Here is a 12,055-nt window from a genome sequence, read left to right on the forward strand (position 1 = left end):
TGAGATCGACTTCAAGCTCGCAGAGAACCTGACCACCTCCGACGGGGGAAAGACCTTCACCCTCACACTGCGCGACGGTGTCGAGTTCTCCGACGGCAGCCCGTTCAATGCCGAAGCGGTCAAGTACGGTTGGGAGCACATCAAGGATCCCGCCACCGCCTCACCCGACATTCCGCAGGCGTCGCTGGTCGAAAGCAGCCGGGTAGTCGACGACCGCACCCTCGAAGTGACCCTGGTGAATCCGGTGCCGAACTTCGCGAACGCGATCGTGGAGACGTCGATGAACTGGATCGCATCCCCCGCCGCACTGCAGGGCGGTCAACAGTCAATCGACGCCAACCCGGTCGGCGCGGGCCCGTACACCCTCGAACAGTGGTCCCGCCAGGACGTCATCAAGCTCACCCGCAACGAGAACTACTACGACGCACCACTCCCCTACCTGGACAAGCTCGAGATCCGGGCAATCGGTGACGCCGACCAGCGGTACAACACCCTCGCCAGCGGCGGCGCCGACCTGGCCCTCGAGGGAATCTGGTCGAACGTCGCCAAGGCGAGGAACGCGGGGCTCCAGAACGCGGTCGTCCCGCTCGGCGGTGGAACCGATCTGGCGCTGAACACAACAAAGGCACCGTTCGACGACGTGCGCGCCCGCAAGGCATTCGCAATTGCGCTGGATCTCGACGGCATCAACAACGCCGCGTTCGAGGGCACCGCGGAGCTGCCCTGGACGCTGTTCGACGAGTCCTCACCCTCCTACAAGGACATCCCCCTCGCCGAACATGATCCCGCCGAGGCGCAGCGCCTCCTCGACGAACTCGCCGCCGAGGGCAAGCCGCTGGAGTTCACTCTGTCGCTGTATCCGTCGAATCGTGCGGTCGGCGAGGCCATCCAGACGCAGCTGAGCACGCTGAACAACATCACCGTCAACGTCAAGACGATTGACCTCGCGCAACTCGGGCAGATCATGGCGCAGAGAGACTTCGACGTCCTGGTCGCAGGGTTGATGTTCAATGAGCCGGAGCCGCGTCTGTGGTTCGGACTGCACAGCACCTCCAAGGGCAACTACAGCGGAATCTCCGATGCGCAGCTGGACGAGGCGCTGGACAAGGGTCTGGCCGCCCAGAACCCGGCAGAGCAGGTAGCAGCCTACGAGGCTGTCCAGCAGCGTCTCGCGGAGCTGTACCCGCTGATCTTCTACACACGCGCCGCGCCCGCGTACATCGCCAACAACAACGTCGGCGGTGTCGTGCAGTACGGAATGGGTTCGGTCCTCCCCGAGACGCTCTGGCTCCAGAAGTGACCTTCGGCAGGGAACCTCTCGGCCACGAGAGGTTCCCTGCTCGGCACAGCGAAAGGCATAGAAACCATGGTTGACACCCCTGTCCTTCAGGTACGCAACCTCCACACGTACATCGGTTCACCTCGCGGCGTGGTGCAGGCTGTCGACGGAGTGTCCTTCGATGTGGCGGCATCCACGGCCTTCGGGGTGGTGGGTGAGTCCGGCTCGGGGAAGTCCGTGATGGCCCGCGCCATCATGGGCCTGACGCCGAGCCATGCCGCCGTGACCGGCGAGGTGTACTTCCAAGGACGCGATCTCATGTCGCTGAGCCGGAAGGATCGGGAGGAGGTGTGGGGGAAACAGATCGCGATGGTGTTCCAAGACCCCGGACGCTCGCTCAATCCCGTCGTCCGGATCGAACGCCAGATCACCGAGGGCATCCGGAGGCATCTCGGCGTCTCACGTTCCGAGGCGCACGATCGCGCGCTGACCCTCCTCCAGGAGGTCGGCGTGCCGGATCCCGAGCGGCGGCTCCGCAACTACCCACACGAACTGTCAGGCGGTATGCGTCAGCGCGTGATGATCGCCATCGCACTCGCATGCGAGCCGGACCTGCTCATCGCCGACGAACCGACCACCGCCCTCGACGTCACCATCCAACGGCAGATCCTCGATCTCCTTCGGAAAGTGCAGACCGAGCGCGGTATGTCGCTGATGCTCATCAGCCATGATCTCGCGGTTGTCGCTGGACGCACCGACCGCGTGGCTGTCATGTACGCCGGCAGGCTGGCCGAGGTCGGATCGACCAGGTCGATCTTCGCCTCGCCCCACCATCGGTACACACATGCACTGCTCGGGGCGACCCCGACCCTCGACCATGAACGCCACGCACCGTTGAACCTGATCGCCGGCTCGCTGCCATCGCCCACCGACCCTCCGACGGGCTGCCGCTTCGCTCCTCGCTGCGAGGCGGCGACGGCAGAGTGCTCGGAGGAGAACCCCCCCATGACCGTCGTCGACCGAGACCATCGGTTCGCGTGCGTCAATCCTGTATCAGCACTATCTCTTTCATCAGTCGGAGGCACAACCGATGGCCGGTAGCGGAACCGCGCATCTGCGCGGAGAAGACACACTCCTCAGCGTTCAGGACCTCGAAGTCGAGTATCGGACGAAGGGCGGGTCGTTCAAGGCCGTTGCCGGCATCAGCTTCGACGTCCGCAAGGGCGAGACCCTCGGCATCGTGGGCGAATCCGGGTGCGGCAAGTCGACCACCGGCCGGGCCGTTCTGCGCCTCGATCCCATTGCGGGTGGCCGGATTCGCTACGATGGCGAGTGGATCGAACGGTTGCCGGCCAAGGCCATGCGCGAACTCCGTCGCGAAATGCAGATGATCTTCCAGGATCCGGTCGCATCACTCAATCCGCGCCGGGCCGTGAAGGACATCGTCACCGAGGGCCTCGCCATCGCGGGAGCCTCCGGCGACGACCAGGCCGAGGCGTCGACGACCGTACTGGAGCAGGTGGGACTGCCCCCCGACCGATTCTCGTCGATGCTGCCTCGCCAGCTCAGCGGCGGACAGGCCCAGCGCCTGGCCATCGGCCGGGCCCTCGCGCTCAATCCGCATCTACTGATCTGCGACGAACCGGTGTCGGCCCTCGACGTCTCGGTGCAGGCTCAGATCCTCAACCTCCTCGAGGACCTGAAGAAGAAGTACGACCTGACGATCATCTTCATCGCTCACGATCTGGGTGTGGTGCGGGCGGTCAGCGACAACGTGCTCGTCATGTACCTGGGCAAGGTGTGCGAGTTCGGCGATTCCGTCGAGGTGTACGACAACCCCGCGCACCCGTACACCCGGGCGCTGCTCGACTCGGTCCCGCTGACCGATCCCGACAAGGGATTCGCGGGACCCGCACTGCAGGGTGACATCCCGTCCCCGCTCCGCCCGCCGGCGGGTTGCCGATTCCGGTCACGGTGTCCCTCGGCGCAGGCCAAGTGCGCCGAGGAGGAGCCCGTCATGGCCGAGGTTCGCCCGGGCCAGTACGCGGCCTGCCACTTCCCGGCAGACTGACCCCGTCCAGCGGAACGCCCGTCGCGTCCGGGCTACCAGACGCCACCCGAGCCCTTCGGTCGGTGGCCTGCCTTCCAGGCAGGCCACCGGCTGGAGGTTCTTCGCGTCCCTGGGGACGGCGGGCCACCGGCCGACAGAAACATCCCCCGGAACAACGAACTGTGTTCGTACCGGGGGATGTTCTGTCCTGCGTTTCACACCTGCGGCGCGGCGTCACGCTCCCGTGAGCGAGGACGCGAATGCGGCGGACTGGCCGTCGATCACGTCCTGACGACGCTGGCGCACCTGCTTCGGCATGTTCCAGCCGAGAACACCGGTGACGACGCCGTCCTTGCTGTAGCGCGCGACGAATCGTCGCGCCGACAGGTCGCCCTCGACGATCTCCACCTCGGCGTCGGCGTGAATGATGCCGTGCACCTGGACCTTCACATCGAACTGGTCGGTCCAGAAGTACGAGACGGGCACATACGGCTCGTCGTCGCCGAGGATGACCCCGGCCACCGCGGCCCCCTGGTCGGTGGCATTGGTCCGGTTCTCCAGGCGGATGAGTTCACCGAAGTGCTCGTGATGCCAGCGCGCCACGTCACCGACCGCGTAGATCCCGTCGGCTGCCCGGCACCGGGAGTCGCAGACCACGCCGTTCTCCAAGCGCAGACCGCTGCCCGCCAACCAGTCCGTCGCCGGAATCGCCCCGATCGCAACGACAACGGCATCGGCAGGGAGAACCTCGTCCGTCGCGAGTCGAACACCGGTTACTCGACCGTCGGTCTCTGTCAGACCGACGACACCCGTGCCCAGACGCAGTCGGACGCCGTTGTCCTGATGGAGCGTCGCGAGCAGTTCCGAGGCCATCGGACCGACCTGCAGTGCCATGGGTGCCGGCTGCGGCCCGACCATGGTCACCTCGACACCGAGGGTCCGTGCCGTGGCCGCGATCTCGGATCCGAGAACGCCTTCGCCCACGACGACGAGCCGGGTGCCGGCCTGCAGGTCGGAGCGCAGGGCCAAAGAGTCCTCGAGCGAACGCAGCACGTGCACTCCACCGAGGCCCTCGGTCCCGGGCAGCCAGCGCGCACGCACTCCGGTCGCGATGACGATCGCGTCGGCAGTCAGCTCCCTGTTCGTTGCGGTGTGGACCGTTCGGGTGGCCGCATCCAGGCTCACCGCCGGGTCGCCGTAGACGAAGTCCGCGTCCAGCCCGCTCAGGGCTTCGTCGGTCCGGAGCGCGGCTCGGCCAGGATCCCAGGCACCGGAAAGGACCTGCTTGGACAGCGGTGGACGATCGTAGGGGGCGTGCAGCTCGTCACCGAGGACGGTGATCGTGCCCGTATAATCCTTGCGCCGCAGCGCTTCCACGGTGGAGAGGCCAGCCGCAGAAGCTCCGACCACCAAAACCGAATCCGGAGATGCCATACGTGGCTCCCAATCACACTCTCTGTGGCTCACGCCAACAAATAAATTAGACCAATCGTTCCAAACAATCAAGCAAGATGCGGCGAGCGCGTCATGACATCCGCACTCGCCGCACCGGGAAATCTCTAGAGCTGACCGGGATTGAGCTGGACGAACAATCCCTCCGCCTCCGCGCACAGGACGTCCCCGTGACGCACCTCCGCGCGCACGATCCGCTTACGACCCTCCTCGCTCACGAACCACCCGCGCACGGTGAGTTCGACGCCGACCGGAGTGACCGATCTGAAGTCGGTGTTCAGATAGGCGGTTCTGGAATGCGGTCGGCCCGCCGAGTTCGCCAGTCGGCCGAGGACCTCGTCGAACAGCAGCGGTACCGCTCCGCCGTGCACGGCGCCGTTCCCACCCAGGAAGTACCGACCGAAACGGACTGTGCCCCAGACATTGTCGCGATCCGCCTTCCGGACTACGAGTTGCGGCGACATCGTCTGCGCCCGCCCGTGCTGGTCCCGAAGATGGCCGAACAACTGATCCCGCTCCGCCACCGCCATCGGCGCCAATCGCTCACCCCACCCTTCGAGATCGGCATGCAGGGCTGCCACGGTATCGGCGTCCGGCCGAGCCGCTGCGAGATAGTCCAGGAAATCACGCAGACGCGCGATCATGGCGCCATAGGCCGTGTTGTTCTCGTCTCCCGCCTTAATGGGCGCGGCCCAGGATTCGGCGACCGGCACGTCGTCCACTTCGGGCATGTCGATCCCCGTCGACGCGGTGTCGTCACGGACCGCCGTGCCGACCCCCGCCTGCTCCATCGCCTGCACGTACTCCTGCGGCGTCAATCGACACTCCCCTCTCGAATTCGGGACGCTCGCCGTGGACTCGGAACTCGAGGTCCGGACACGAGCGAACGACATTGGCAATGGAACCGGTAACGCCAGGGGCGGTTCTCCTCGACCACCGGGCACCCCTGGCGTTGCCGAAGTTCACTCCGTGACGCTGCCGGTGTGGAGGCGGGCGAGACGCAGCCCCTCTTTCTGGTTGGGCGCCTCGATGTTCCACTCACCGCACGTGCACCAGCACGAGTAGTGATCGCCCTCCGGGATGATGCACTGACCATCACACGATCCACCGCTGTTGGCGATGCTCGTCATGAACTCGAGTGGCTTCTCCTCGAGCGCGCTCTCGTAGTCGTCGGCCATGATTCAGCCTTCACTCTCGGGATCGACTCGGAAGATGGGTAACTGCCAACCATCTGAGATGGGATGGAAGTCGACCGTCAGGTTCATACCGATGTGCACGTCCTCGGGTGCGACGTCGACGACGTTCGTGACGAGTCGCGTTCCAGGGGCGTCCGGCAGTTCGACGACAACCGGAACCAGGGTCAGATCGGGATACCCGGGAAACTTGTGCACGACCGCGAAACTGTAGACCTTCGCCCGGCCGGACAGCTCGATCCAGTCCACCGACTTCGACTGGCACTCTGGGCAGTACGGCGTCGGCGGCAGGCGGAAGCTACCGCAGGCGCTGCACTTGGGCGCGACCAGACGACCCTCCTTCGCGGCCTGCCAGAACGGTTCGGTCGAGGAGTCGGTGGCAATCCTGATCCGCTCAGCCGGGAGCACCGAGGCGAGGCGTGATTCGGTCATCGGTCACGCCCCAGGATGAGTCCGCTGACCGGAAGAGCGGCAGGCCCACCCGTGACCAACGCGTACTCGGCATCGTCGACCTGATTGATCGCAGTACCGCGCATTTGCTCAACTCCCTCCAAGACGTGGGTCATTCCGATGATGTAGGCCTCGGACAGTTGCCCGCCATGGGGATTGACGGCAACCGCCCCCTTTCGCTTCTTCGGTGAGTAGCGGATCGCACCGCTCTCGACGAAGGGGCCGCCTTCACCCTTCTCGCAGAAGCCGTAGTCCTCGAGCTGCATCACGACCATCGGCGTGAAGTGGTCGTAGATCAGTGCCACGTCGATGTCCTGGGCGGTCAGGCCGGCCTGCTTGTACAGGCGGTCGGCCACCGACCGGTGACCGGAGGAGGCGAAGGTGTCCGCAGGCATTCCGTACCAGGTGAACCCGCGACCCCAGTCCCGCGATCCGCCGTGTGCGGCCGCAACCACCGGAACCGGCTTCTGCTTCAGATCGCGAGCACGTTCGGTCGATGTCGTGATGATCGCGATCGCACCGTCGGTCTCGAGACAGAAGTCGTACACGCACAGCGGCTCCGCGATCATCCGCCCAGCGAAGTACTCCTCGCGGGTGAGGGGCGTCTTCTGAATGGCTTTGGGCCGATTCAGTGCATTGTTGCGGGTCGAGATCGCGACCTCGGCGAACGCGTCACGGGTGGTGCCGTACTCGTACATGTGACGACGCGCGAGCACCGACATCAGGTGGCCGGGGCCGGCCAGTCCCGACGGCTGCACGAACGAACCGAGCGGGGTCGGCGGCTTGGCCGAGATCACGGTCCCGAGACGCTGCTTCGCCTGCTGCAACGCCATGACGGTGACCACGACATCGGCGTCTCCGGCCACAATCGCGGCCCGGGCGAGACCGATCGCTCCGGCCGATCCGCCGCCACCGCCGGTAATGGTCGCCGTGAACCGGACCTCGGGAATTCCCAAGGTCTCCATGAAGTCCACGGTCTCCATCTTGTCGCCGTAGCCGGCGCCCGCACCCGAGTAGTACGCGAAGCCGTCGATCTCCTTCACGGAGATGCCCGCGTCCTCGCATGCGGCGAGGATGGCCTCGCTCGCGAGCTGCGTGACACTCTGGCCGGCGGACTCGCCTCGGCGATAGTAGGGTGTGGCGCCGACGCCGACGATCGAGACGTCGCGGCTTCCCGAATCCTTGCGCATATGCGTCACACTCCTGTGGGGCATGCCGGGACATGCGGGAACAGCTCGAAGAACGCACCCTGGGTGATCCGCAGGCGGGTCTCATCGGACGCGCCGTCGAACAGCTGCTTCAGGGTTTCCTGCGTGTGTCCGAAGGTGCCCTCCATGTGCGGGTAGTCCGAACCGAACATCACGTTCTTGTAGCCCATGGCATCGTGCGCCGCAACCGCGGTCTCATCGTGCTGGAAGGAGGCGTACACCTGCGTCATCAGGGTCTCCTTCGGATCGCGCTTGAGCTTCGGGCGAACCACCATGCTGTGCTGTCGGTAGCCTTCGAGCATGCGGTCACCGAGGAACGGGATCCACGTCGCGCCCCCCTCTGAGATCAGAATCCGCAGATCCGGATGGCGATCGAGGGCACCGGAGGCCACCAGCTTCATCGCGAATCGCTGGCCCGAGAAGGTGGTCTCGGCGTAGTTCATCACCGCACCGCCGGGGCCGCGGTAGACGACACCGGCACCGCCGGCCGTGACGTCTACCGGGTCCGTCCCGATGTGGACGGCGAGGACCATACGCGCCCGCTCCGCGGCGTCCCAGAACGGCTCCCAGGCCGGGTCGTGCCAGTCCGGCGCGCTCGGGTGCGGCGTGGTCGGAAGGAAGACCGCCTTGAAGCCCTGCTCCGCTGCCCACTCGAGTTCCGAGATCGCATCCTCGATACGGAGCGTCGAGACCTGCGCGGTCACCACGAAGCGCTCCGAGACGGGGACGATCTCCTCCAGTGCCCATTCGTTGCTGGCACGCATGCACGCCTTGAGCAACTCGGGTGTACGGAAGGTCGACGACCACATGCCCAGAGACGGGAAGATGACCTCTGCCCACACACCCTCTTCGTCGAGGTCGATGAGGCGAGCCTTCGCGTCCCGAATACCGACTGCCTTCCGAGTCTCCGCCAGGAACTCGACGGCCGCCGAGGTCGGCAGCTTCCGACGGAAGGTCTGACCGTCCACCGTTACGGTCTCGTACTCGCCGTCAGGGTCCTTCTGCGACTTGGGAGTCAGGTCGGCGAGTGCCTTCGGCAGCCGGGTCGTCCACAGATCATCCGGCTCGAGAAAGTGCGAGTCGCCGGAGTTTGTCCAGATCTTCTGCATTACGCGATCCTCCGAGTTCATGCCGCACAAGAGCGGCGGCGGGATAGATCGACTATCTCACCAAGTTAGCGATGTGTCCATACTTTCTAAGACTTTTCCATTACCTTTTGCGCCCATGGGTGGCATTGTGGACCTGCCCCACCGAACGACCTGCATATTTCGACACTGAAGGAAATCGCACATGCCGCACGAGAAGGACGCCGCCACCAATCGAAGAAGGCACACTGCCGGCGAGGCGACCCGAGAGCTCCTCATGGTCTCGGCCGAGCGCCTATTCGCGTGGCATGGTGTCGAAGGAGTCACTCTGCGGGAGATACAGATTCAGGCCGGACAGTCGAACTCGTCGGTCATCGCATACCACTTCGGATCGAAGGCCGGCCTCGTCCGCGCTCTCATCGACTTTCGCTACCGGACCATCGACGCCCGGCGAACCGAACTCCTCGAGGCGGCGCGTGCCGACAACAGCCTCGGCGATCCCCGAACGGCGGTGTGGCTCATAGTTCGTCCGCTGGTGGAGAGCATAGAACGCGGCGAAATGTTCGTGCCGTTCCTCGCGAAACTGAACGAGAATCCGCTGTCGCACGGCGAGTACTGGCCGAGGCAGTTCGAGAACGACACCGTCGACGTCTCGAGCCAGATACCCCTCGATGTCCTCGCCGACATGCCCGAACGCGTCAGCCGCGGACGGGAGGTCCAGCTCTACAACAGCGTGCTCCACATGCTCAGCGACCACGCCCGCAGGCAACACCGCATCAGCGAGGCACGACTGAGTAGCTACGTGGACGGATGGGTTGGCATGCTGACCGCGCCGGTCTCCGCGAGCACCTCAGACCTGCTGAAGACCGACGCGAGCGCACACTCCACCCCTGCTGCCACCGTCGAATCAACCGACGACCGACTTGTCCCGTAACGTGGCAATCTGCGTTGCGTCGTAGCCGATTTCGCTCAACAGCGCATCGGTGTGCTGCCCGAGGGTGCAACCGGCGTCGGCCTTGACGGCTGAACGCGAGAACTGGCTGAGCGGAGCCAATCGTCGGTGCTCGTCGAAGACGGGGCTCACGGCGTCGGCCGTGTATCCGGCCTCATGAAACTCGTCGGTCTGCATACGCCACTCCGCCGATTCCTGGGACACGGCAACACAACCCACGTCCTGTCTCGTGAGAATTGCTTCCCATTCGTCCTTCTCGCGCGTGACGAAGATCCGGGCAAGGGCGTTCACCAATGCGTCGGCGTTGGCCTCACGCGATGCGGCATCGGCGAAGCGCGGGTCGGCGATCTCATCGTAGTCGGAGAGTGCCTGGGCCAGCGGGGCCCACTCGTCCTCCTCGGGCGCGGCGAGGAAGACCCAGCCGTCGGCGGCCCGGTACATCCGGTACAGCGGGCCGAGCCCACGGAACTCCTCGTCGACGCGCGGCGCCTCCGGACGATCCTCATAGCTGGCGTTTCGCGCGATCAGGATCTGCGTGCAACTCGCCAGCATGGTCGTGACGACGTCCTGCATGGCGATTCCGCGCCGCTTCGCGTAGATCGCGAGCATCAACGCGGATCCCGCACCGAGTGCAGCCACGCCATCGGACTGCACGGCCGGGACCGTGCCGCCGGCGTAGAGGCTGCGCGCGCCGGCAAGCAGCTCCTCTCGATCCTCGGGTCCCTGCCTGACCAGCGGCGAGTCGGTGACGGAGACACCTGAGGCCGCGCCCATCGAGGGCGCGTACGCGGGACGCGATGCGTAGGGCCCGTCGACGCCGTACCCGACCGCATTGAGAACGACGAGTTCCGGATTGATCTTCCGGAGGGACTGCTCGTCGACACCCAGCCGCCTGGACGCGCCGGCCCGGTAGGTCTGCAGCACAGCATCACACCTCCGGACCAACCGGTGCAGGATCTCCTGACCCTCATCGGTGCCAAGGTCGACGGCAATGCTCTCCTTGCCCTGCAGCACCTTGGCGCCTCCGGCCTCGGGGAAGGCCATAATCCCCCGGGTGAGGTCACCGTCGAGCGGCTCGATCTTGATCACGCGCGCACCGAGATCCGTGAGCACGGTTGCGGCGTACGGCCCGGCGTACATCGCACCGAGTTCGAGAATCGTCACGCCCTCGAGCGGGTACTTCGAGTCGCCGGCCTCACTCGTGACGGATGCGAGGTCTGCAACCGGAGACGAGGCCGCAAACTCGCGCAGTTCTGCGGAATGCTCACCGATGCGGGGCGCGGGGTGCAGCGCGGTCAGGGGCCGTCCGGCCGCATGGACCAGAGTCGAAGGCTGACGCACCGGACCGAGGTCGGGATCCTCGACCGTGACGACGCGCCCGTCGTGAACCAACTGCGGATGGTCGAAGGCGCCCTCCGGGCTGCGGAACTGTTCGGCCGCGACGTTCGGGTTCCGCTCGAACGTGCTCTCCCACTCGGCGAGGGTCCGCTCTCCGACCTTCGTGATCATCTTGTTCCACCACTCGAAGCGCAGGTCGGCGTCGGGAAGCGCCGGGAATCCTGCCCACTTCGGATCGGTCAGTTCCTCGGCCATCCCGAGCTCTTCCACCCACGCCTTCAGCAGGCGAGGCGCACTCTGCGAGTACTGCAACCACGTCCCGTCCTTGGTGGTCGCCACCAGGAGTGCGAACATCAGCCTCGACTGCGGCCGGCCTTGATCGTCAAAGGCCGCGACCTGGGATTCGAATGCGTCCGGGTACCGGTGGAGGATCATCTCGTAGAACCAGTTGTACGGGTCGTAGGCTCCGACACCGGTCACCATGTTGGCTTCCACCACCTGCCCCAACCCGCTGTTCTCACGCTCGAACAGCGCGGCGAGGATGCCCTGGACGGCAGAATGTGCCGCACCAAACGAGGCATAGGGCACCGACACATACGTCGGGTCGGGCCCCGGTGTGAGCTGACGCTTCGAGTGGAAGATTCCGCACTTGGCCATGACCAGCGCCTCGTAGCCCTTGTAGTCGGACCACGGCCCCTTGGTTCCCCAGCCCGTGATCGTCGCCGTGACCAGACGCGGGTACCGCGCGGAGAGCGCCTCAGCGGTGAAACCGCGGCGCTTCAACTCCGCAGGGCCCATCGTGGTGACGAGGACGTCGGCGCGGGCCAGCAGGCCGTCGAGGACTTCGAGGTCGGTGTCGGTCTCCAGGTCGAGAACGATGCTGCGCCGCGAGCGGAGGAGTGCAGGCCACCCGGGCTCCCGCCGGAGCGGGCTTCCGCCGCGCGGCTCGACCATGACGACGTCTGCTCCGGCGTCCGCCAGGAACTGCGTTGCCTGGGCGCCGGCCAACGTTGTGGAGAGATCGACCACGACCAGGCCGGCGAGCGGT

General features: G+C 65.6%; 11 protein-coding genes. 4 read left to right on the forward strand and 7 right to left on the reverse strand.

The genetic code is table 11. The features are described 5' to 3' along the window. The 3 genes from I0Q12_RS02105 to I0Q12_RS02115 form a co-directional block, all read left to right on the forward strand. On the forward strand, positions 1-1,300 hold a 1,300-nt coding region (locus I0Q12_RS02105), incomplete at its 5' end, for an ABC transporter substrate-binding protein (protein ID WP_197250374.1). A gap of 66 nt (positions 1,301-1,366) precedes the next feature. Further along, complete coding sequence (locus I0Q12_RS02110; RefSeq protein WP_197250375.1) at positions 1,367-2,380, forward strand: ABC transporter ATP-binding protein; 1,014 nt, start codon at positions 1,367-1,369, stop codon at positions 2,378-2,380. After that, positions 2,370-3,350: an ABC transporter ATP-binding protein gene (locus I0Q12_RS02115; RefSeq protein ID WP_197250376.1), complete on the forward strand. Its 981-nt coding sequence runs from the start codon at positions 2,370-2,372 to the stop codon at positions 3,348-3,350. The genes I0Q12_RS02110 and I0Q12_RS02115 overlap by 11 nt, the downstream gene beginning before the upstream one ends. A gap of 213 nt (positions 3,351-3,563) precedes the next feature. Here I0Q12_RS02115 and I0Q12_RS02120 read toward each other — a convergent pair whose 3' ends face one another. The 6 genes from I0Q12_RS02120 to I0Q12_RS02145 form a co-directional block, all read right to left on the reverse strand. After that, positions 3,564-4,763 (reverse strand): NAD(P)/FAD-dependent oxidoreductase, encoded by a 1,200-nt coding sequence (locus I0Q12_RS02120; RefSeq protein WP_197250377.1) that lies wholly within the window; start codon positions 4,761-4,763, stop codon positions 3,564-3,566. Positions 4,764-4,888: 125 nt separating this feature from the next. Next, on the reverse strand, positions 4,889-5,599 hold the full coding sequence (locus tag I0Q12_RS02125) for a PaaI family thioesterase (protein ID WP_231609846.1): 711 nt from the start codon (positions 5,597-5,599) through the stop codon (positions 4,889-4,891). A gap of 144 nt (positions 5,600-5,743) precedes the next feature. Then, positions 5,744-5,959: a hypothetical protein gene (locus I0Q12_RS02130; protein WP_197250378.1), complete on the reverse strand. Its 216-nt coding sequence runs from the start codon at positions 5,957-5,959 to the stop codon at positions 5,744-5,746. A 3-nt stretch (positions 5,960-5,962) separates the two neighbouring features. Further along, a complete protein-coding gene (locus tag I0Q12_RS02135) occupies positions 5,963-6,406 on the reverse strand; it encodes a Zn-ribbon domain-containing OB-fold protein (protein WP_197250379.1) in 444 nt (147 codons plus the stop codon). Further along, complete coding sequence (locus I0Q12_RS02140) at positions 6,403-7,614, reverse strand: thiolase (RefSeq protein WP_197250380.1); 1,212 nt, start codon at positions 7,612-7,614, stop codon at positions 6,403-6,405. Before I0Q12_RS02140 ends, I0Q12_RS02135 begins: the two co-directional genes overlap by 4 nt. A 5-nt stretch (positions 7,615-7,619) precedes the next feature. Beyond that, complete coding sequence (locus I0Q12_RS02145; protein WP_197250381.1) at positions 7,620-8,741, reverse strand: amidohydrolase family protein; 1,122 nt, start codon at positions 8,739-8,741, stop codon at positions 7,620-7,622. Positions 8,742-8,922: 181 nt separating this feature from the next. On the opposite strand from I0Q12_RS02145, the gene I0Q12_RS02150 reads away from it, so the two are divergent. Continuing rightward, positions 8,923-9,651, forward strand: a complete 729-nt coding sequence (locus I0Q12_RS02150; RefSeq protein ID WP_197250382.1) for a TetR/AcrR family transcriptional regulator — start codon at positions 8,923-8,925, stop codon at positions 9,649-9,651. Here I0Q12_RS02150 and I0Q12_RS02155 read toward each other — a convergent pair. Next, a partial coding sequence (locus I0Q12_RS02155) for a CaiB/BaiF CoA-transferase family protein (protein WP_197250383.1) occupies positions 9,625-12,055 on the reverse strand: 2,431 nt, incomplete at its 5' end. The genes I0Q12_RS02150 and I0Q12_RS02155 overlap by 27 nt on opposite strands.

It is taken from the genome of Rhodococcus sp. CX, from assembly GCF_015865005.1.
Lineage (GTDB): Bacteria > Actinomycetota > Actinomycetes > Mycobacteriales > Mycobacteriaceae > Rhodococcus.

What these genes read in the sequence shown, in the direction of transcription:
- I0Q12_RS02110 (WP_197250375.1), top strand. Translation starts at nt 1,367, where the DNA reads ATGGTTGACACCCCTGTCCTTCAGGTACGCAACCTCCACACGTACATC.
- I0Q12_RS02115 (WP_197250376.1), top strand. Translation starts at nt 2,370, where the DNA reads ATGGCCGGTAGCGGAACCGCGCATCTGCGCGGAGAAGACACACTCCTC.
- I0Q12_RS02120 (WP_197250377.1), bottom strand. Translation starts at nt 4,763, where the DNA reads ATGGCATCTCCGGATTCGGTTTTGGTGGTCGGAGCTTCTGCGGCTGGC.
- I0Q12_RS02130 (WP_197250378.1), bottom strand. Translation starts at nt 5,959, where the DNA reads ATGGCCGACGACTACGAGAGCGCGCTCGAGGAGAAGCCACTCGAGTTC.
- I0Q12_RS02135 (WP_197250379.1), bottom strand. Translation starts at nt 6,406, where the DNA reads ATGACCGAATCACGCCTCGCCTCGGTGCTCCCGGCTGAGCGGATCAGG.
- I0Q12_RS02140 (WP_197250380.1), bottom strand. Translation starts at nt 7,614, where the DNA reads ATGCGCAAGGATTCGGGAAGCCGCGACGTCTCGATCGTCGGCGTCGGC.
- I0Q12_RS02145 (WP_197250381.1), bottom strand. Translation starts at nt 8,741, where the DNA reads ATGCAGAAGATCTGGACAAACTCCGGCGACTCGCACTTTCTCGAGCCG.
- I0Q12_RS02150 (WP_197250382.1), top strand. Translation starts at nt 8,923, where the DNA reads ATGCCGCACGAGAAGGACGCCGCCACCAATCGAAGAAGGCACACTGCC.